The following is a 19,905-nucleotide window of genomic DNA, read 5'->3' on the forward strand; positions in this document are numbered from 1 at the left end:
ACGCGTACTAAGACTATTTCGAAGGAGCAGGATTTGGCCACCCGCCTTAGCCAGCCACAGCCCCACGCGAAAAAGCAGAACTCCGGACTCGCCGTCACGATTGGTGTGCTCGGTGTGTTGCTGTTTTTCATCCCGATCCTGATCGGTCTCTACACCGATTTTCTTTGGTTCGGGGAGCTTGACTTCCGTGGGGTCTTTAACCGCGTCATCGTGGCGCGAGTGGCATTGTTTGTAATTTTCGCCGCCGTCGGCGCGCTGATCACCTATCTCGCCGCGTGGTGTGCGTGGCGGGGCCGCACGAAGGAAGCCTTGAGCTTCGAAGCCGTTGTCGGCGACACGCGGACCAAGGTGAACCTGCAGCAGGGCGTTCGCACGCTCTTGGTGTGGGTTCCAGTGGTGGTCGCGATCTTCTCTGGCCTGGCAGGGCAGCGCCTGTGGCGCACGTTCATGCTGTGGTTCAACGGGGAATCCTTCGGTGTGAATGATCCGCAGTTTGGGAAGGACCTCGGGTTCTACGCCTTTGCGCTGCCGGGTATCACCGCGGTTATCGACGGCCTCTCACTCCTCCTGCTCGTCGCCTTCATCGTCGGCGCGGTGGGCCACTACCTGCTCGGCGGCATCCGCATTGGCAACAAGGTCAGTGGGGTACCGGGCCACATTTCGACGGCCGCTCGCGTGCAGCTTGCTGTGACTGCCGGCCTGTGGATGGTGCTCAAGGCAGTCAGCTACTGGCTGGAGCGCTACACCCTCCTGTACTCGCAGAACGACATCTTCACCGGTGCGTCCTACACCACGGTCAACGCCTCGTTGCCGGCCAAGGTGATCCTGACAGTCATCGCAGTGCTTGTCGCGGCGGCGTTTTTCGCGTCCGTTGTATATAAGGACTTCCGAGTTCCTGTGATGGCTGCGGTGCTGATGCTCGTGTCCTCGCTTGTGGTCGGGGGCGTTTGGCCGGCGCTGCTGGAGCAGTTCTCGGTCAAGCCGAACCGCCAGTCGAAGGAATCCGAGTACATCGCCCGCAACATTGAGGCCACCCGCTTCGCGTTCGGCCTGACGGACGAGCAAGTGAAGTACCAGGACAACTGGGGCGCGGAAAAGGTCTCCAACGACAAGGTCGCGGACGACGCCGCGACGATCAGCAACATTCGCCTGCTGGACCCGGAGATCATTTCCCCGACCTTTACCCAGAACCAGCAGCTGCGTAACTTCTACGGCTTCCCTGACCAGCTGGCGATGGACCGTTACGAGGTTGAGGGCAAGATGCGCGACTTCGTCGTCGCCGCCCGTGAGATGGACCCGAACGCGCTGCGCGAAAACCAGCGTGACTGGATCAACCGCCACACCGTGTACACCCACGGCAACGGCTTCATTGCAGCGCAGGCGAACCGCGTTGACGAGGCCGCGCAGGACGCAGGCTCCACCCGTGGTGGCCTGCCGATCTTCACCGTTTCCGATTTGCAGACTAACGCGATCGCTGCTGAGAAGGACCAGGCGGACGAGCTGGGCATCCAGGTCGACGAGCCCCGCGTCTACTACGGCCCGGTGATCGCTTCCGCGAACGACGGGCTAGACTACGCCATCGTCGGTGATAACGGCCAGGGCCCCGTCGAGTACGACACGGACAGCTCCACCTACACCTACCAGGGAGAAGGTGGCGTCAACATCGGCAACTGGGTCAACCGCATCGCGTACTCCGCGAAGTACCAGGAGCTGAAGTTCCTGCTGTCTGACCGCGTTGGCTCAGAGTCGAAGATTCTCTACGACCGCGACCCACGCGAGCGCGTTGAGAAGGTCGCGCCGTGGCTGACCACGGACTCCAAGACCTACCCAGCCGTGATCGACGGCAAGATCAAGTGGATCGTGGACGGCTACACCACGCTGTCCCAGCTGCCGTACGCAACGCGCGAATCCCTGACCGATACGACGCAGGACGCACTGAACCCGGACGGCACTACGCAGCGTCTGCTGAACAACAACGTCGGCTACATTCGCAACTCCGTCAAGGCCACCGTTGATGCCTACGACGGCACGGTGGACCTCTACGCGTTCGACGAGAACGACCCGGTGCTCAAGGCGTGGATGGGTGCGTTCCCGGACACCGTGCGCCCGGCAAGCGACATCTCCGATTCGCTGCGCGACCACCTGCGTTATCCGGAGGACCTGTTCAAGGTGCAGCGCGAACTGCTGGCCCGCTACCACGTGAACGACCCAGGCGTGTTCTTCAACAACGACGCCTTCTGGTCCGTGCCGAACGACCCGACCGCGCCGGAAGGCCGCAAGGAGCTCAACCAGCCTCCGTACTACGTGGTTGCCGGCGACCCGGAGACCAACCAGCCTTCCTTCCAGCTGATTACGCCGTTCCGTGGCCTGAACCGTGAGTTCCTGTCCGCGCACATGTCCGTTTCCTCCGACCCGGAGAACTACGGCCAGATCACCGTTCGCGTGCTGCCAACCAACACGCAGACCCAGGGCCCGAAGCAGGCGCAGGACGCACTGATGTCCTCCGACCAGGTGGCGCGTGACCGCACCCTGTGGCAGGGCACCAACGACCTGAAGAACGGTAACCTGCTCACCCTGCCGGTCGGCGGGGGAGAGATCCTCTACGTGGAGCCGATTTACTCGCAGCGCAAGGACCAGGCGTCCGCCTTCCCGAAGCTGCTGCGCGTGCTCGTGTTCTACCGCGGCCAGGTTGGCTACGCTCCGACGATCTCCCAGGCGCTCAAGCAGGTTGGCATTCACTCTGAGGCCGCCCAGGACATCGACATCGTTGACGACAAGGGCAACACGAAGCCTGCCGAGGAAGCACCAGCCGATGGTGAGAAGACCGACACCCCAGCACCAGCAGCTGCCGGTAACAAGGATGAGGCCCTGAACAACATCAACGACGCACTGCGCAACCTGGAAGGCGCGCGCAACGGCTCTTTCGAGGAGTACGGCAAGGCGCTCGACGCGCTCGACCGTGCGGTGAAGGAATACCAGAGCATGTAGCCCTTCCCGTGTGACAGCCTGAATCCCCTGCCAATCCGTGAGGTGCGCAGGGGATTTGGTGTTTTTAAGGGTCGTGCGTATAGTTATCACTCGTTGCCCGTTAAGGCAACAGGTGAAAATTCAACATCACCCGACGCGGGGTGGAGCAGCTCGGTAGCTCGCTGGGCTCATAACCCAGAGGTCGTAGGTTCGAATCCTGCCCCCGCTACCAACTTCCAAGCCCCTACCAGGAGAAACACTGGTAGGGGCTTTAGTTATTTCTCTTAAGGCGCACGTCCTGGGACTCAAATCGGGACTTTAGCGATGGCATTTTGTCACTTAAGCCGGTTTGGAAGTGATGGGGTTAAGTGACAATTTTCGATTTTGTGACCTTGGATGACTGTGTCGTTTTGAGGAGTCGTCTGCACGGATTTCAGAAGTCCTCTGTACTATCGCCATCCACTCCGGAGAGGCCGCGGGCGTTCGTCCACTTCATCTGGAACGCGATTCGACAGAGCGCATTCAATACGATGGTCTTTTTCTCCCTGCGAAGGATGGGGGCAGTTTAGGGTGCCAGGGTGTTGACCAGATCGAGGAATTCCTCAGCGTAGGCAATTTGCTTGCGTAGCTTTTCGTAGCGGGTGCGCGTCTCCTCACGAATGTCGGCAAGGGTGGCCTTGGCATTACTCCGTGCCTGCTGTGCGGTATCACTTTCCTGCCCGCCATCTGAACTATGAAGAATCTCCGCAGCTTCCAGGAATTCCCGCATCTGATCCAGAGTAAACCCCAGCGGTTTCATCCGTCGCACCAGCAAAACACGACGTACATCAGCCTCACTATAAAGCCTGAACCCACCAGGGCTACGCCCCGATGGGGTAATCAGGCCGACGTTGTCATAATAACGCAAGGTGGGAATCGACAACCCCGTCTGGTCAACGACCTCGCCGATCTTGAAATTACTGTTTTGCATTGCCTGTTCTCCTTCACGGTGATGTTGCCCACGGGTTCCTGTGCCTGGGTTGGCGGTTGAGTAAAACTCCCGCTACCATGACCACCATCACCAAACCTAAAGTTACTAGAGGGTTGGATTCCTTTCGGGCGTTCGCCCAGTTACCTATCCCCTCAAAGATTGGACATCTATGACTGAAACTAGCACGGCGGCCCCCGCCCCCTCCTGAGTCCAGACGGCGCTGATGCCCCTACCGGGATCATCGCATCCTTCCGTTACGCATTTTCTTCCCCCGCCCGTATCCGTATAGAGATTCTGGCCGGACTGGCGGTATCCCTGGCGCTGATCCCTGAGGCCATTGCCTTTTCCATCCTTGCCGGTGTTGACCCAGCCATGGGTCTGTTTTCCTCGGTAGTCATGGCCATTGCGATCGCCTTTACCGGTGGCCGCCCGGCAATGATCACCGGCGCCACCGGGGCTATTGCCCTAGTCATTGCTCCTGTGGCGCGTGGTTACGGGATGGATTATTTCATCGCCACCGTCCTGTTGGGCGGTGTCCTACAAATCGTGCTCGGCGCCCTCGGTGTGGCGAAACTTCAGCGTTTTATCCCCCGATCGGTGATGCTGGGTTTCGTCAATGCACTGGGCATTATGATTTTCACCGCCCAACTCGAACACCTCATTGATGTGCCTTGGATAGTCTACCCACTCGTCGGCTTGGGTGTGGTGATCATGATTTTCTTCCCCAAGCTCACCAGTGTGATCCCCGCCCCGCTGGTCACGATTATCGTGCTCACCGGTTTGGTCATTGCCGCCGGTTTGACTGTCCCGACGGTCTCGGACATGGGCAAGATGCCGGAGACCTTACCGTCCCTGTTTATTCCGAACGTGCCGTGGACGTTGGAGACCCTGCAGATCATCGCGCCTTATGCCCTGGCCATGGCCGTGGTCGGTCTCATGGAATCGTTGATGACCGCCAAGCTCGTCGATGACATCACCGACACTCATTCCGATAAAACTCGTGAATCCTGGGGACAGGGGGTGGCTAATATTGCCTCCGGTCTCTTCGGCGGCATGGGTGGCTGCGCGATGATCGGTCAAACCATGATCAACGTCCGCGAATCCGGGGCACGTACCCGCCTATCCACCCTGTTAGCCGGTGTGTTCCTGCTGGTCCTGGTCCTGGCACTGGGCGACATCGTTGGCATGATCCCGATGGCTGCGCTGGTGGCAATCATGATCATGGTCTCGGTCGGCACCATCGACTGGCACTCGGTGCATCCACGCACCCTTAAACTCATGCCGGTCTCTGAGACCATTGTTATGGCCGTGACGATTATTGCCACCCTAGCCACCAGCAACCTGGCCATTGGTGTGGTGTTGGGTGTGGTCACCGCGATGATCATGTTCGCCCGTCGGATGGCACATATCGCTTCCATTGAAAAGGTCTCCGAGATCGACGGCGACGGCGATGGCGAGATTGATACTCGTACCTACCGGGTGCATGGCCAGTTGTTTTGGGCATCAAGCAATGACCTGGTTTATCGCTTTGATTACACCGATTCTGCCCGTCATATCACTATTGATCTCACTGAGGCGGAGATCTGGGATGCCTCCACGGTCGCGACCTTTGACGCGATTACGCAGAAGTTCCAGGACAGAGGCAAAACCGTGTCCATTATCGGGCTCGACGGTCCCAGTCAGGACCGGCTGAACCGCCTGTCTGGCCGGCTTGGCACCGGCCACTAACATCCCCCGACTCGAGCACATCGACTTGGCGCCCCAACTTATAACCGGGGCGCCAGTTTATTGGTGCTGTTGCAAAGTTGGGGCATAGGAAGAGCATAAAAGAAGCGTAGCGGTTAACCGCTACGCTGTGTTGTGGGGATTTTTACTTTTTACGGTGCACGTGTTCTAGTTAGTGGTTCGTTTCTTTCCTCGGGTGATTGCGACGGTATTCCTCGACTAAGTGAGCAATACCCGGCGCAGCCTGGGACAACATCCAGGTCATAAGCGCTATAAGAACCCCTATGACGATAAGTGTTAACGCCAACCAGCCCAGTGTTGGGCCGATGCCGTTGGCCTCCTGGACGTGACCCCACAAGGCAGACACGCCGTCGGGTATGCCGAGCATACTTAGCAGCCCGTTCCCCAAGGCTCCGACAGCAACGAGTGCGATAGCAACGAAGAGAACACTGGCTGCAATCCACGAGGCAGACATGCAGGCCTTAATAAAGTTCGTGTTCGACTTTTCCATGTCGTCGTTGTACTTTTTGCGCTCTGCACGTATCTTCTCCAGCAGCTTTTCGTTGGACTCCTTCTCCTGGAGCAGGGCGCTGCGAGCCTTCTTAGATGCTTCTGCTGCCTTGTGCAGGCTTTCGGACTCTTTCGACATTGCCTCAGATACAGCTACTTCTACCAGCGGTTCCAGGCTAGAAGTCAGGCTCGAAGTCATCTGAGCGTTCAGGCTCTGGGCTACTGCTTGGCTGGAATCCTTGTCGAGATGGATGGGGCTTTCGGCTGCTTTGAGTACCAGCTGTTGCATCCTTGTCAGACGCGACATCTGCTCGCTTATCTCGATTAGGTACCCTTTTACCCCCTCCAGGCCGTTGGGCAGATCCTCGATGTTCCTTATCAGCCCGGTGATCATCTGCTGCACTTCCATCATCGTTACTTGGAAGTGACTGCTGCTCACGTAGTTCTTGTTTGCGGCGAGATTGCTTTTTACGTTCCTTAATTCGCTTTCCGCTTGCGTCAACCTCGTCGAGAAGTCGCTGGGCAGAGAACTGAGAATGTCCCCTGTATTCTCCGGCAGACTCTTCAGTTTCTCCTGCAGCGTCTTGATAGCCTTCTCCGCCTTGTCCAGGCGTGGGCTGAGAACCTTCAAGACGCTGTCCATCTTGCCTTTCGCCGCTGCTTGGGCTAGCTTCGTCATCTCGGTCACTGACACCATGATTGAATACCTCCTGGTTGTTATAGTTTTCTTCCTCCTCGTCATCGAGAAGGCTGGAGCCGTATTTCGCCTCCAGGTCGTCATCGGTTGAATTGGCTTGAAGTGCTGCAAGCTGCCGCGCAAGAAGGGCTGATTGGGCCTCGTTAACGCGTTCGGTCACACCCTCTAGCGAGTAGCTGCGGCCCAATTTTGAGCCAGCTTTAGCTGCTTTACGCTTTCGAGTACGTCCGGCCTTCGTGGTGTTCGTGAAGTAGGCATCCTCGCCGTCGTCGTCGACCAGGGCCACGGTTAGCGACTCACCCTCGGTTTTTGAGTTGGGCTGCACTTTTAGAGACAGGTTGTATTTGCCAGCAATCTCTACTGCCTTCGCCAGTGGGTCGTCAGCATCTGCCACCTGTTTATCCGCGCACAGCTCATCCATGCGCTTGCGGGCAAAATCAGCCCACGTGGCTGCGGTCAGCTCATCCACGCCCAGGCCCGTCGAGTCTGTGGACTTGCCCTCCTTGCGTGCCCTGCGCTCAGCAGGAAGCAGCGATATTTCCGGCTCTCGCTCCAGGACACGCATCCCCAAATCGCGCATCAGCTCGTCGTTGATATTGCGCAGCTTGTACCAGTTGCGCATATCCCGAGGTGCAGCCTTCTTTGTCTGCGTATCGTGGTTGGCAAAGACGATATGGTTGTGGACACAGCCGCTTTTACTGTCGGTGTGCGTAGCCACGGTAAACGGAACTCCCGTGCCCTGCGTCAGCCGCATCGCCAGCTCTGAGCCAGCCGCATTAGCCCGAGCTACATCGGCCGGGTTATCCTTATCCAGCTCGTCTTTAGCCCACGATTGGATATAAATAATTGCTTCGTCAGTGCGCTTGACGTCGACGTGAACGCGCGCAACTACACGGATTGGACTGATGTCGACGCTATGCGGGGAGCCTTGAATCTCGGTGAAGAAAGTGGGACTCAAAACGGGACTTAAGAGTCGGTAATCCGCGGTAAGGCGCAGTAAGGCCCAGTATGCTTATACCTCTCTAATCAGCAGGTAAAAGGGTAATAACTGCAGGTGGCTCGAACTTGAGGGTGAGAACCCAGAGGTCGTAGGTTCGAATCCTGCCCCGCTACTAAGATGAGACCCCTACCAGTGCAGATGCTGGTAGGGGTCTTCTTCATTTTGTGATCGGATCGCCATTTGGTGCACTAGCTGGTGCACTGGGGGGCAAAATCCTGCACCAAACGGAACTGCGACGCTCCAACGACGCGGCGCAGGTTTTCGGTGCATTGCTTACTGATTGCGAGGACGGCGGCAACGAAGGAACGCCACGGGAGCCGGCAGTTCGGGGGTCTGCCTATTTATCTCGTAATGGGGCGGCACAGAGGGCTCCTGACGGATTGCCCGAAGTCCTCTGCACGAATTGACTTCCGGCCTGATGCCGCTGTACCAACCTGTCCTGATAGACGGGCGCCTCGTTTGCCAGAAGATGGGCAAGGTTCCCTCTCCCCCTTGCTTTTTGGGAGTCCTCGGCCAGCTACGGGATCGTGCCTGGCCGGTCCTCGGTCGAGTTGTTGTCCGGAGTTGGTGTGCAGCAGTCGGGTTCCCCGCTTTGCCCGGGGCCCTCGCCTGTGGGCGGCGTTCCCTGTCTGATGCGCAGTCTCCTGCGCCGGTTGAGGGCGGCCAATGCCGATGCGAGCACCACGGCTGCGGCGAGGGCTGCGATCAGGGTGCTGTTGTCGCTGATCCAGGCGCTGGCGGCGGCTGACCATACGGCGAGGCTGTTGGCCTGCGCGGTTCCGCCGGTGGCGGCGGGATACCAATACCAGCTGAGGTAGGCGCCGGTTATGGTGAGGATGAAGGCGGCGATGCGGTTGCTGTGCTTGGCCAGGCCGGTGATTCTTCGCCCGAGGGCGGCCCCGGCGATGGCCGTGCCTGCCGAAACGAGCATCAGGACAGTGGCCGAGCCTGCGGCGTAGGCGGCGAAGACCGCGAGCAGCCCGGCGTAGCTGGCGACGGCCTGGGCTTGGGCGATCACGGCCAGGAGCACCCCGAGGGTGCAGCCGAGGGATGCTGCGGCGTATCCGACCCCGAAGGCCACCATGCGCCCGGTTTTGTGACCTGCCCCTGCAGCTTCTTGTGTGCGGGGTTTCGTGGCCCAGGCCGGCAGACGGAGCCGTGGTGTGAGTCCGGTGAGCATGGCCAGGCCCAGCAGGAGAAGGATCACCCCGGTGGCCATTCCCAGCCAGGGCGCTGCGCTGATCAGGGTCCTGGCGCCCGCGCTGACGATCAGCCCGAAGGCTGCCAGGGTCCCGGCGAAGCCGAAGCTGAGCGCGAGCCCGGCCCGGAGCCCGTGGGCCAGACGCAGCGCGAGCGGGCGCGTCCGGGCGTCCCCGATGGTCTGGGCTATCCAGGCGGGCAGGAGGGCGAAACCGCAGGGATTGACCGGGGCAATCATTCCAGCGGCGAAGGCCAGGGCAAGCAGGGCTGTCATTGGGCGCCGGCCTTGGTGAGTTCTTCTTGGATCTTTTCCGCAGACGGGTCGGTGGCCCGGAAGGTAACGTCACCCTTCGCGTCGACCACCACCAGGGTGCTTATGGAGGTGACCTTGTACCGGGTGGTCAGTGTGGCCCCGGTGTCGATGACGGCAGGGAGCTCAGGGGCCTTGATGTAATCGCGGAATCCGTTGATGGTCTCCTTCGGTTCTCGGGGGTCCACGTCCACCAGGAGGTAGTCGGCCGAGCTTCCCAGGGCCGTGGAGGCCTTGTTCAGGGAATCGGCCCCTTCCACACACTCACCGCATCCGACAGAGAAGAAGAACAGTGCTGCGGGCTTACCGTCCGGGATGGTCCGGGTAGTGCCGTCAATGTCGGAGACCGTAACAGCAACGGCACCGGCCGCGTCGGGCGACGAACCGCCTGGCGCGGCCGACGGGCCGCTCGGTGAGCTGGCGCAGGCGGTTGTCAGTGCCATGACCGCTGTCAGAAACAGGGCGGAGGCGAGGTGCCTGGGCCGGGGAACGGACAGAGAACGGCGGGATCTCGGGTATGTCATGGTGTCTAGTGGTTCCTTCCAGAAATGGGTATGGGGACTCAGGCGGTGCCGTGGTCGGTGCGGTGGTGCTCGGGGGGTGCGGGAGGGCAGCAGTCGTCGGTCCTGCGGCGTTTTCGCTGCCTGGTGACGGCGATGATCCCGGCCAGGAGCACCGTGGCGGCCGCGAGTAACACGAGGGGATTTGAGAAGAATCCGGCGATCGCGCCGAGGGCTCCGGCGGCGATGAGGATGGGTCCTGCGCAGCACAGGATCATGGCCGCTGCTATGCCGATTCCTGCGGCCAGTGTGTGGTATCGCCCGGGGCGACCGGTCTGCCGGACGGGTTGATGGCCGGTGTCTGGCTGTTCTGGGTGCTGGGTCATGTCATGTCCTTTTAAAGCTCAGCAGCAGGAGTCCTGCGCCGCGGGGGCCCGCGTGGCGGCCGCGGCGAGGAGGGCGGCGGCCATGGCGGCACCGGCCCGGTGTGCCGCCTCGATGTCCAGGACTTCGCCGTCGGGATGGGAATCCAACCACGGCTGGGCGTCTTCGCGGGAGGCGAAATAGTGGACCTGGTTGCAGAACGATGACCGCACCGGCCCCGTGCCCGGGTGGCTGATGATGGACACGACGGCGGTGGCCGGCTGTACGGAGGTCACCGTGCCGTCCGCGCCCGTCATCACCCGGATGAGGGTCCCGCTACCCGGGGAGGTCGACTCAATGGTTGCGGCCTTCCCGATCAGGGCCGGGAAGAAGAGAGTGTCCAGGGCGCACCAGGTGTAGAGCTGTTCCCCGGCCAGGGTGAAGCGATGCGGGGTGGGCCGCATCGTCAGGGCCAGGCCGATGATGCGGCCCTCGTCGTCGTACTCGGTGTCCGGGACGGCGGCCAGTCCTTGCCGGACCGTGTCTTCGCTCCGGCCACTGGCGGTGGCCAGTTCGGCGACCGTGACGGGCTCGCCCTCGGCCAGGAGCCGCAGCAGCGGCACGAACAATTCCGGGTCTATTCCGGAGCGCGCGGGGGACAACAGATAGGTGAGGGCCTGGTCGGTGGCGGTCATGGCATTCCTTTGCTTCGGTAGTGGGGGCTGCAGCTCAGGCGCAGCAGGAGAGCTTGGAGACGTCGGTGTTGAAGGCCTTGGCGGCGATCCTGATGCCCTCGGCCATCGTCAGGTAGGGGCTCCAGGCGGCGGCGACCTGCGCGGTGGTCATGCCCGCTTCGAGGATGTAGACGCCGGCGGCGGCGATTTCCCCGGCGTCCTTGGCCACCGCGGAGAGGCCCAGGATCCGTCCGGTGTCGCGGTCCGCGACAACCTTGATGAAGCCGCGGATGTCGCGGTTGACCACGGCTCGCGGCACGTACTCCAGGGGGAGGACCCGGCACTCGCAGCTGATCCCGGCGGCGACAGCTTCCTTTTCCGTCATCCCGACCGCCCCGATGGCGGGACTGGTGAAGGTGACCCGGGGCAGGTGCCGGTAGTCGACCTCGGCCAGGGCATCGGTGAACGCATTGTCCACGGCCAGGGCGCCGTGGGCCGCTGCGACGTAAACGAACTCCCGATGGCCGGTCGCGTCCCCGGCGGCCCAAACCCGCGGGTTGGACGTGGCCAGGCGGGAATCGACCACGATCTCGCCGGATGCGCCGGTCTTCACCCCGACGGCGTCAAGGTCCAGTCCCTCGGTCACCGGGCGGCGGCCCAGTGCCACGAGGATGTGGGAAGCGCGGAACACCTCCTCGCCCCCGGCCACGTTTGCCGTCACCGAGACCCCGTCCGGGCCGGAGGCCACGGAGTCGGCCATGGCCCGCCGGACCACCCGGATCCCCTCGTCGGCGAACACCCCCGCTAACGCCTTGGACGCCTCCGGTTCCTCCTGCGAGGCCAACCGGGAACGGACCAGCATGGTCACCCGGGAGCCCAGCCGGGAGAAAAGCTGTGCCATCTCCAGGGCAACATAGCCTCCGCCCAGGATCAGCATTGATTCGGGCACCTCGTCCAGTTCCATCGCCGTCGTCGAGGTCAGGTACCCGGCCTCGGCCAGTCCGGGAACGGGGGGCACGTAGGGTGCGGAGCCAGTGGCCACGAGGTAGTGCCCGGCCTCGATCGTTCTCACTGCACCATCCGGGGAGATCACCCGGAGCAGCGGTGCGTCCTGGGTTCCGGTGAACGACGCGTCCCCCGAGATCATCGTCCACCCGTAGTCCGCGGCCAGATCGACGTACTTCTCCGTGCGCATGCTTTCAACCAGCGCGGCCTTGCCCTGAATCAGGGCCGGCATGTCCACCGGGCCCGCCGAGGCCGCCACCCCAGGGAAGCGGGCCGAATCCAACGCCACGTGGCGGGCCTCCGCGGCAGCCAGGAGCGCCTTCGACGGGACGCAGCCCGTGTTCACGCATGTCCCGCCCACGGTGCCGCGCTCCACCATCACGACGCGCTTGCCCAGCTCGGTGGCCCGGATCGCGGCCGCAAACGCTCCGCCGCCGGAACCAATAATCGCCAGATCGAACTTTTCGTTTGTCATTCCAGATGTCTCTTCCCTGTGGTTCAAAAGTTCCTATGGAACCATTGTGAACCTTCCAGTACAATGGAAGGTCAAGTCAAGTGTGGTGGCCATTGGAAGGGAATCGGCGAACATGAGGATCGGACAGCTTGCGGAAGCAACCGGAACCACGACCAAGACCCTGCGGTTCTACGAGGAGTCGGGGCTGCTCCCTCCGGCCGAGCGATTGGCCTCCGGCTATCGGGACTACGCCGAGGATGCCGTGGGTCGGGTCGGGTTCATCCACCGGGGCCAGGCCGCCGGGCTGACCCTCGCCCAGATCCGCCAGATCCTCGACATCCGCGACGGCGGCCAGGCGCCCTGCGAGCACGTGCGCGACCTGCTTGACATGCGCCTCGCTGAGATCGAGCAGCAGATCGCGCAGCTCTCCGTGCTGCGCGACACTATCGCGGACCTCAGACAGGACGCCGCACACCCGGACCCTGAAACGTGCAGCACCGATCAAGTGTGTAGGTACTTGTAATCCAATTGGGCACACCTCCTGGACCGCCAAAAGGCTCTCGCAAAAAGATACCGCCAGATCTACAAAATTGAGGAAGAGCTCATCAGCAAAATCGACAAATTGACTGACGTAGTAGTCATCCCTAACGCGTAAGACCTGCACGCTGCTTGTACAAATGATAGTTTCGTGATGACGCTGGGGTGGGTTCCTGCTCCGCAGGCGTCCGAAGGCCCTGGGTCGAGCAATCCCCCCTGCTCCCCGGGGTCTTCCGCTATCTGAGAACCTTGCTTCACCCGGGTTCTCTCATTCTTCACTGCCGGATGAAGACTGAATCAATCTACAAGGTGATGTAGGCAATGGGCGGCAATACTAACTTAGGCACAGCCAAGACTGCCAAGAAGGACGAGTTCTACACGCAGTGGAATGACATTGAAAACGAGATGCAAGCCTATCTCGAATACGATCCCGACGTATTCAGAGGTAAGACAGTTCTGCTGCCGTGTGACGACCCGGGGCAAGTAACTTCACCAAGTACTTTGCACTGAACTTTGAGAAGTTCGGCTTGAAGAAGCTGGTCTCTACGTCTTATGTGCCAGCATCAAACCCAGCCGTGACTGAGAAGGGGCAGATGCTGCTGGACTTCGCACTTGGTGAGGACCAGGACGAGAAGTTCAACGAAGACGACACTTGGCTCCGGGGACGCATTTACGTCATGGAACAGGGCAAGGACCTTAACGATGACGGGCGCCTTAACAAAGAAGACCTCCAGTGGGATTATCTTGAAGGCGACGGCGATTTCCGTTCTGAAGAGGTCACGAAACTCCGCGATGAAGCCGACATCGTTATCACCAACCCACCGTTCTCCCTATTCCGCGAGTTCCTTGCGTGGCTGATTGATGGCGACGTCCAGTTCTCCGTTATCGGGAACATGAACGCAGTTACCTATAAAGAGGTATTCCCGCTTTTCAAAGACAACAAGGTTTGGTACGGCCCCTCAATCTCAAGTGGTGATCGCGAATTTCGTGTACCCGAAAGTTACCCGCTTACCGCTGCAGGTCAGCGTGTGGATGAACAGGGGAATAAATTCGTCCGTGTAAAGGGTGTTAGATGGTTTACCAACATTGAGCATGGACGCCGACATGAACAGCTCGTGCTCATGTCGATGGAGGACAACCTGATCTACGGTTCAAAGACGGTCCGAAACGTGAGGTATCCAAAGTACGACAATTACGACGCGATAGAAGTACCGGAGACCAAAGCAATCCCCAACGATTACAACGACATGATGGGTGTTCCCATCTCGTTCCTCGATAAGTACAGCCCAGACCAGTTTGAAATCCTTGGGATCACGCAGGCATGGGACGATCATTCGGGGTTGAAGCTCAAGAACTATCCAACCCAGATTCAGGTCAGCAAGAACGGCGTTAGATCTCGGGTGGGCAAGCTTAATGACGGTGCCGCCATACCGCATGACACAGAGCCTCAAGACGTGACGTACTACGAGGTCGACGGACAATTCTTTACTAAACCGTATTGCAGAGTTCTTATCCGCCACCGCAACCCCAATGTCAAGGAGTCTTAAGCCATGGAAGCAAAACTCAACCCCCGCAAGATCCGTGACATCGTTGACGGATTCCACTACAACGAACTCGAAGGCAAAGGTCTGTACGGTTTGGCTGGCAACCTCACCATCCAGCCTGAGTACCAGCGCAACTACATCTACAACGACGGTAAGAAAGATGTTGCCGTCATTGACTCGCTGCTCAAGGGCTATCCGCTGGGGCTGATTTACTTCAACCAGCCCAAGCAGGACGAAGACAAGTTCGAGATCCTTGACGGCCAGCAGCGTATTACCTCTATCGGCCGTTTCTTCAAGGACTTGTTCGTCGTCAAAGATACCGACGGCAACGAACAGTACTTCTCGTCGCTGAGTGAGCACCAGCAAGAGCAGATCCTTGAGACTGAGCTGCTTATCTACGACTGCAATGGCACTGAGTCTGAGATCAAGGAGTGGTTCAAGACCATCAACATCGTTGGTGTGCCGCTGACAGCCCAAGAGCTGCGTAACGCCGTGTACTCTGGCCCATTCGTTGATGCTGCTAAGAAGGTCTTTTCCAACTCCGGCTCTGCGGTCATGTCGAAATGGTCGAACTTCGTAAAAGGCGACCCTGCTCGCCAGGAGGTGCTTGAGGTAGCCCTTGACTGGATCGCTCAGCGTGAAGGCACCACCATCGACAGCTACATGGCAAAGCACCGTGAAGACGATAACTGCAACGAACTACAGACTTACTTCACTGCAGTTATCGACTGGGCAGCAAGTGTGTTCAAAATGACAGACACGTCCATGCGAGGCATCGAATGGAACACTCTGTATGAGCAGTACGGCGGCCAGGGCTACAACGCGACTGAGATGACGGCTGCTGCAAAGGAGCTGCTGTCTGACCCGCAAATTCAGTCCAAGAAGGGTATCTACGAGTACCTGCTTGGCGGCAAGACAGACACCAAACTACTTAACGTACGTGTCTTCACTGAAGCGGTGAAGAAGCGCGTCTACAAGCGCCAGACTGATGCTGCAAAACAGAAGGGTGTCTCCAACTGCTCGTATTGCGCTATCGGTCACGATGAGAAGAAAGCAAAGATCTGGGCGCTTAAAGAAATGGACGCTGATCACGTCACTGCGTGGTCCAAGGGTGGATCGACCGAGGAGAGCAACTGTGAGCTGCTCTGCAAGTCGCACAACCGTGCCAAGGGCAACGCTTAAAGTCGGTGATTAACCATGCTCATCGGCTACGCCCGTGTCTCAACGTCCAAGCAGGGGCAGTCACTTGATACCCAGCGCGAGGCGCTCATCGACGCTGGCTGCGACCCGGACCACATCTACTCAGACACCATCTCCGGCACCAACTGGCAGCGACCTGGCCTCGACGATGCTCTCGCATACATGCGCCCCGACGACACGCTCGTTGTTACGCGCCTCGACAGGCTCGGCCGCAGCCTCGCAGATACCGTGAACACCATCGCCGACCTGGCTGCACGCAAAATCAACGTCAAGGTGTTGGAGCCAGCGCTGGACACGTCGAAGCCCACCGACAAAGTGGTTATCAACGTCATGGCCAGCTTGGCTGAGTGGGAGCGTGACCTGCTTGTTCAGCGCACCCGTGAAGGCGTGGCTCACGCCCGTGCGCAGGGCAGGGTAGCCGGGCCGAAGCCCAAGCTCAGCGACGAACAGGCACAAGTCGCAAAAGAACTCATCGATGGTGGTAAGTCCGTGAGTGCAGTGGCGAGGACGTTCAACGTGTCCAGGCCAACGATTTACCGCGCTATTGAGCGTATCGAAGCAGACGCTTAAGCACAGGCTGCGCCGCTAGTGCTTGTGTCCTGCAAGCAAGCACCAGGTGAGCACTAGCGACGCACTGAGCACGCTGGGGTGCTGCCGGGCGGTGGTAACACCGCCCGGCAGAGCCGGGACCAAATACGGGACTGACCTTACACATCCCGTATTTGGCAAGGAGTGTTTCATGTCCAACTATTCGCAGACACTTACCTCTCACGGCGAGATTCTCGCAAACATCCCCGGCATCCTGGGCTTCTACCCGCAGGACTCGCTGGTGTTCGCGTTTTTCAAACAAGACAGCGACACGCACAGCCTGAGCCTCGGGCCACTTGCCCGGCTTGATCTCGACGGAGCGATCCAACAGCTCACCGAGGATCGTGAGAAGTTCGCAGCATGGACTGAGACGCTGGATCTCGACGCTGTTGCGGCGTACGTCATCACCGACGACATGGTTGAAGCAGATGCAGCGGCGCACTTCCTCTGTAGCGAGGATTCCCCGCTGCGCAGTGAGGTACTGGCGGTCATTCAAACGTCAGAAATCACCGCTGGTACTGCCTGGTGTGCGATGTACTTGCACCCAAACTCATGTGAGCCACAGGCGGGCAGAATCAGCAACATCCACGCCTCAGCAGCGCTACAGCAGTTGCTTGAGCAGACCGGCGATCTCCCAGCGCTCTCGCGTGAAGAGATTGAGAACAGGCTGAACAGCACCGAGCACGACATCGACGCCGCAGAGCATGAAGACATCATCGAAGACGCGCTGGCGTATGTTCCACCCATCTTCCGAGACGTACTGCAGCGTGAGTACGAGCAGGCAGCGGCGGGGATGACGCAGCCGAGTGCGCGTGCTATCCGATCTGCGCTGAAGTGCTTCACGACACCGCGCTTGCGTGATCCATTGCTTGCTGCGCTGCTTGAGGAGCCACAAGCAGGTCTCAAGTTCGCTGAGCAGGTGATGCGCGCTGTACCGGCTCACTGGCCTGGGATGAGGGCACAGCTTACGGCCACTGTCGCCGTGCTGGCCCAGGCAACCGGCCAGACGGGTCTGGCTGGCGTTGCCGCACACAGGGCCACCGAGATCAGCAGCAAAGAGACGTTCCCGTCGCTGGTGGCGAAGTTAATCGACATTGGCGAGGGCAGTCGTCTCGCAGAAGTGGTTCACGAGGGCGGTGCTCAGGCTCGCGTGCAGTTGTTCGAAAACTAGTACTTCACACCCCGTTGCAGCAGTTGCTGTAGCGGGGTTTTTCTTTTCTACCCACGCCGTGACCAGGGAAGAAGGAAATCTCCACCGAGCAGGGGAGAGGTCTCTAGACAGCAGAGCTGTCTCAAAGAACGGATTGAGAATCAATCCACGACACGGAGGCACGCCATGTACCACTACACCCACGAAGACCTAGAGCTGCTCTACCTCATGTCTGACGGCATGGATGGCGAAGACGCCGATCCGGGTGCCGCACAAGAGCTACGCGACCTGGAAGCAGCAGGGGCACATCTGCCCTGGGCAGTGCTGTAACAGCACTTACAGCAGCAGCAAAGCCGCTGCTCAAACACACAATTGAAAGACAATCACACACTCACTCATATAAGGAGAAATCACAATGTCCAACCCGTTTAACAATGGCACCATCGTTGGCAACGCAGCACGCGAGCCGAAGATCTTTGAGCACGCAAACGGCGGTGCGACGGTGAAGCTCAACGTCTACGCACGTAATACGTTCAAGAACAAGTCCACAGGCAAGGTGGAATCAGAGATTGTCGAACTCACTGGCTACGTGGCTGACGCCAAGAACCTCGGCGTCTTCGGATGCATCGGCGCTGGTGATCGCGTTGCAGTGAGCTACTCGCTGAAGACTGACAACTACACCGATAAGGACGGCAACAAGCACTATCCGCTGGTAGCGCGCATCGACACTGTGCAGCTGATCGACTCCAAGAAGGAGTCTGAGGCACGAGCAGCACGCCGCGAGAACAGCGCAGATAACGCTGCTGCTAATGACTCTGAAGAAGTGCCGTTCTAGTTGCAACAACACCCCGCAGGGAAACCTGCGGGGTTATTTTTTCAGCACAGACCACGCATAACGCCGTCGCCGTCCAGTACGGGAGCGCTGATACTCCTGCTCCAGACGCTCTGTCTCTACACAGTGCATTACATGAGCCATTACATGCGCTGTTTTACTGCACTGTGTACTAGCCATTCCATTACGCACTACGCTGGCGCACTTCAAGTTCATTGAAATCTTCTCAGACATTAGTGGTTCTCCTTCAAGTGAAGAATGCTTTAACTGGCCCCACCTTACCGGCATTCCTCTCAAACTTGGCCTCTGTTCGCTATGAGCGTTGGGGCACAGCGCCTAAGGCGCATACGGAAGCTGGGTTAACATTTACTCATGTCTGTTTCTGAGCTGTCCACCAGTACCCAGAACTATTTGAAAGCTATCTGGGGGCTAAAGGAATGGTCATCCGAGCCCGTTACCGCCACACTTATAGCGAAACAGCTGGGACTCAAGCTCTCCTCGGTCTCCGATGCAGTGCGCAAAATGTCGAAGCAAGGGCTCGTGTCACACACGCCCTATGGCTCTGTGGAGTTAACCGAACTTGGCAGGCAGTACGCATTGGTCATGGTGCGCCGCCACCGATTGCTTGAGTCTTTTTTGGTTCAAGCATTGGATTATACGTGGGACGAGGTCCATGATGAAGCCGAAAATCTTGAACACGCGGTGTCTGACATGCTCATAGAGCGCGTGGATAAGTTCCTCAATTACCCCACTAGGGATCCACACGGCGACCCTATCCCTACGGTTGATGGACAGGTCACTATCCCCAGTGCGCACCGTCTCACCGACAGCGGCGCACAACCGCAGGTGACCGTGGAACGCATTTCTGATTCCGACCCACAACTGCTGGCCTTCCTCAAAGAGCAAGGCATCGTCATTGGGGCTGTTCTTACCACGCGCGAAGGAACGCCCTTTTCAGAATCGCTCGAAGTACAGGTAGCCGACAGTACTCAGTGGGTAGTACTTGGGCGCCCAGCTACGGACGCAGTGTTTGTAGCACACCACAGCCTGTAGTCTTTCCCTTTCTCATTAATCCTGTCCCTACCTGCCCTTTTAAAAACTACGGTGCGGCGTAGTTTGCAACTACGGTAGTACGTAGTTAATCTTTTCGATCATCACCTATCCCACTTATGGCTAAGGCCAGGATGAGCAGGATTGTCATGTCAGACTCACCAGATTTGGTGTACTTTTCTAGCGTTTCTGAAAACACAAAAAGATTCGTCGAACGCTTAGATAGACCCGCAGTGCGCATTCCACTGCGGCCCAAGAAAACCGGAATGATCCAGGTTTCACACCCGTACGTACTCATCGTTCCAACCTACGGCGGTGGCTCGCTCAAACGCGCAGTCCCCAAACAGGTCATCGACTTCCTCAATGACCCAATCAACCGTTCCTTTATCCGGGGCGTGATTACCTCAGGCAATACCAACTTCGGAAGCGCTTACTGCGTCGCCGGCCGCATCATTTCCGCTAAGTGCCACGTTCCAGAGCTGTATCACTTCGAGCTACTCGGCACGCAGAAGGACGTTGCCGCTGTAAAGCAGGGCCTTCACAAGTTTTGGGAGCAGCAAAGCAACTAACAATTACACCCCATTGATTTCCCACAAAATGAAGACCACATCCGCAACACACAGATTGGA

General features: G+C 59.1%; 18 protein-coding genes, 1 tRNA gene and 1 pseudogene. 12 read left to right on the forward strand and 8 right to left on the reverse strand.

Annotated features, from left to right (window positions below; genetic code table 11):
- Positions 1-33 precede the first annotated feature (33 nt).
- Both BJP06_RS04010 and BJP06_RS04015 read left to right on the forward strand, forming a co-directional pair.
- Positions 34-2,988, forward strand: coding sequence for a UPF0182 family protein (locus BJP06_RS04010; protein WP_071572890.1), 2,955 nt, complete (start codon positions 34-36; stop codon positions 2,986-2,988).
- 134 nt (positions 2,989-3,122) lie between these two features.
- A tRNA-Met gene (locus BJP06_RS04015) sits at positions 3,123-3,199 on the forward strand.
- Positions 3,200-3,532: 333 nt separating this feature from the next.
- On the opposite strand, the gene BJP06_RS04020 is transcribed toward BJP06_RS04015, so the two are convergent.
- Complete coding sequence (locus BJP06_RS04020) at positions 3,533-3,937, reverse strand: MerR family transcriptional regulator (protein WP_034664654.1); 405 nt, start codon at positions 3,935-3,937, stop codon at positions 3,533-3,535.
- A 204-nt stretch (positions 3,938-4,141) separates the two neighbouring features.
- Here BJP06_RS04020 and BJP06_RS04025 point away from each other — a divergent pair, with 204 nt between their 5' ends.
- Positions 4,142-5,665 carry a SulP family inorganic anion transporter gene (locus tag BJP06_RS04025; RefSeq protein WP_071572891.1) on the forward strand — a complete coding sequence of 508 codons (1,524 nt, stop codon included), beginning with the start codon at positions 4,142-4,144 and terminating at the stop codon, positions 5,663-5,665.
- Between the two features lie 169 nt (positions 5,666-5,834).
- Here the strand turns inward: BJP06_RS04025 and BJP06_RS04030 are convergent, their stop codons facing one another.
- The 7 genes from BJP06_RS04030 to merA form a co-directional block, all read right to left on the reverse strand.
- Positions 5,835-6,311, reverse strand: coding sequence for a hypothetical protein (locus BJP06_RS04030; protein WP_012359769.1), 477 nt, complete (start codon positions 6,309-6,311; stop codon positions 5,835-5,837).
- A 37-nt stretch (positions 6,312-6,348) separates the two neighbouring features.
- The gene (locus tag BJP06_RS04035) at positions 6,349-7,827 is read right to left on the reverse strand and encodes a relaxase/mobilization nuclease domain-containing protein (protein ID WP_255365784.1); all 1,479 of its coding nucleotides are present in this window, start codon (positions 7,825-7,827) and stop codon (positions 6,349-6,351) included.
- A gap of 559 nt (positions 7,828-8,386) precedes the next feature.
- Positions 8,387-9,343 (reverse strand): cytochrome c biogenesis CcdA family protein, encoded by a 957-nt coding sequence (locus BJP06_RS04040; RefSeq protein WP_071572892.1) that lies wholly within the window; start codon positions 9,341-9,343, stop codon positions 8,387-8,389.
- Complete coding sequence (locus tag BJP06_RS12250; protein ID WP_070762601.1) at positions 9,340-9,903, reverse strand: mercury transporter; 564 nt, start codon at positions 9,901-9,903, stop codon at positions 9,340-9,342. Before BJP06_RS12250 ends, BJP06_RS04040 begins: the two co-directional genes overlap by 4 nt.
- A gap of 38 nt (positions 9,904-9,941) precedes the next feature.
- Entirely contained in the window at positions 9,942-10,157 is a 216-nt protein-coding gene (locus tag BJP06_RS04050; RefSeq protein ID WP_071572942.1) for a hypothetical protein, read from the reverse strand.
- Between the two features lie 126 nt (positions 10,158-10,283).
- Positions 10,284-10,937, reverse strand: coding sequence for an organomercurial lyase MerB (gene merB, locus BJP06_RS04055; RefSeq protein ID WP_070362923.1), 654 nt, complete (start codon positions 10,935-10,937; stop codon positions 10,284-10,286).
- Positions 10,938-10,971: 34 nt separating this feature from the next.
- Positions 10,972-12,396, reverse strand: a complete 1,425-nt coding sequence (gene merA / locus BJP06_RS04060) for a mercury(II) reductase (RefSeq protein ID WP_071572893.1) — start codon at positions 12,394-12,396, stop codon at positions 10,972-10,974.
- Positions 12,397-12,508: 112 nt separating this feature from the next.
- Between merA and BJP06_RS04065 the strand changes: the two genes are divergently transcribed.
- The 9 genes and pseudogenes from BJP06_RS04065 (at position 12,509) to nrdI (ending at position 19,845) form a co-directional block, all read left to right on the forward strand.
- Positions 12,509-12,898, forward strand: coding sequence for a heavy metal-responsive transcriptional regulator (locus tag BJP06_RS04065; protein WP_071572943.1), 390 nt, complete (start codon positions 12,509-12,511; stop codon positions 12,896-12,898).
- Positions 12,899-13,233: 335 nt separating this feature from the next.
- Positions 13,234-14,459, forward strand: a pseudogene (locus BJP06_RS04070) (adenine-specific methyltransferase EcoRI family protein).
- Between the two features lie 3 nt (positions 14,460-14,462).
- A complete protein-coding gene (locus BJP06_RS04075) occupies positions 14,463-15,638 on the forward strand; it encodes a DUF262 domain-containing protein (protein ID WP_071572894.1) in 1,176 nt (391 codons plus the stop codon).
- A gap of 15 nt (positions 15,639-15,653) precedes the next feature.
- Positions 15,654-16,226, forward strand: coding sequence for a recombinase family protein (locus BJP06_RS04080; RefSeq protein WP_070362920.1), 573 nt, complete (start codon positions 15,654-15,656; stop codon positions 16,224-16,226).
- 169 nt (positions 16,227-16,395) lie between these two features.
- Positions 16,396-17,415: a DUF4192 family protein gene (locus tag BJP06_RS04085; RefSeq protein ID WP_070362919.1), complete on the forward strand. Its 1,020-nt coding sequence runs from the start codon at positions 16,396-16,398 to the stop codon at positions 17,413-17,415.
- A 165-nt stretch (positions 17,416-17,580) separates the two neighbouring features.
- On the forward strand, positions 17,581-17,724 hold the full coding sequence (locus BJP06_RS12045) for a hypothetical protein (RefSeq protein WP_165482993.1): 144 nt from the start codon (positions 17,581-17,583) through the stop codon (positions 17,722-17,724).
- An 85-nt stretch (positions 17,725-17,809) separates the two neighbouring features.
- Positions 17,810-18,229 (forward strand): single-stranded DNA-binding protein, encoded by a 420-nt coding sequence (locus BJP06_RS04090; protein ID WP_070362918.1) that lies wholly within the window; start codon positions 17,810-17,812, stop codon positions 18,227-18,229.
- Between the two features lie 369 nt (positions 18,230-18,598).
- Positions 18,599-19,279 carry a metal-dependent transcriptional regulator gene (locus BJP06_RS12395; protein WP_022862719.1) on the forward strand — a complete coding sequence of 227 codons (681 nt, stop codon included), beginning with the start codon at positions 18,599-18,601 and terminating at the stop codon, positions 19,277-19,279.
- Positions 19,280-19,395: 116 nt separating this feature from the next.
- Positions 19,396-19,845 (forward strand): class Ib ribonucleoside-diphosphate reductase assembly flavoprotein NrdI, encoded by a 450-nt coding sequence (gene nrdI / locus BJP06_RS04100; protein ID WP_052093126.1) that lies wholly within the window; start codon positions 19,396-19,398, stop codon positions 19,843-19,845.
- Positions 19,846-19,905 lie beyond the last annotated feature (60 nt).

Source organism: Corynebacterium sp. NML120713 (assembly GCF_001875735.1).
Lineage (GTDB): Bacteria > Actinomycetota > Actinomycetes > Mycobacteriales > Mycobacteriaceae > Corynebacterium > Corynebacterium pseudogenitalium.

Excerpts from the sequence above, each read along its gene's own strand:
- BJP06_RS04020 (WP_034664654.1), bottom strand. The coding sequence starts at position 3,937 with ATGCAAAACAGTAATTTCAAGATCGGCGAGGTCGTTGACCAGACGGGG.
- BJP06_RS04030 (WP_012359769.1), bottom strand. The coding sequence starts at position 6,311 with ATGTCGAAAGAGTCCGAAAGCCTGCACAAGGCAGCAGAAGCATCTAAG.
- BJP06_RS04040 (WP_071572892.1), bottom strand. The coding sequence starts at position 9,343 with ATGACAGCCCTGCTTGCCCTGGCCTTCGCCGCTGGAATGATTGCCCCG.
- BJP06_RS12250 (WP_070762601.1), bottom strand. The coding sequence starts at position 9,903 with ATGACATACCCGAGATCCCGCCGTTCTCTGTCCGTTCCCCGGCCCAGG.
- BJP06_RS04050 (WP_071572942.1), bottom strand. The coding sequence starts at position 10,157 with ATGATCCTGTGCTGCGCAGGACCCATCCTCATCGCCGCCGGAGCCCTC.
- merB (WP_070362923.1), bottom strand. The coding sequence starts at position 10,937 with ATGACCGCCACCGACCAGGCCCTCACCTATCTGTTGTCCCCCGCGCGC.
- merA (WP_071572893.1), bottom strand. The coding sequence starts at position 12,396 with ATGACAAACGAAAAGTTCGATCTGGCGATTATTGGTTCCGGCGGCGGA.
- BJP06_RS04065 (WP_071572943.1), top strand. The coding sequence starts at position 12,509 with ATGAGGATCGGACAGCTTGCGGAAGCAACCGGAACCACGACCAAGACC.
- BJP06_RS04075 (WP_071572894.1), top strand. The coding sequence starts at position 14,463 with ATGGAAGCAAAACTCAACCCCCGCAAGATCCGTGACATCGTTGACGGA.
- BJP06_RS04080 (WP_070362920.1), top strand. The coding sequence starts at position 15,654 with ATGCTCATCGGCTACGCCCGTGTCTCAACGTCCAAGCAGGGGCAGTCA.
- BJP06_RS04085 (WP_070362919.1), top strand. The coding sequence starts at position 16,396 with ATGTCCAACTATTCGCAGACACTTACCTCTCACGGCGAGATTCTCGCA.
- BJP06_RS12045 (WP_165482993.1), top strand. The coding sequence starts at position 17,581 with ATGTACCACTACACCCACGAAGACCTAGAGCTGCTCTACCTCATGTCT.
- BJP06_RS04090 (WP_070362918.1), top strand. The coding sequence starts at position 17,810 with ATGTCCAACCCGTTTAACAATGGCACCATCGTTGGCAACGCAGCACGC.
- BJP06_RS12395 (WP_022862719.1), top strand. The coding sequence starts at position 18,599 with ATGTCTGTTTCTGAGCTGTCCACCAGTACCCAGAACTATTTGAAAGCT.
- nrdI (WP_052093126.1), top strand. The coding sequence starts at position 19,396 with ATGGCTAAGGCCAGGATGAGCAGGATTGTCATGTCAGACTCACCAGAT.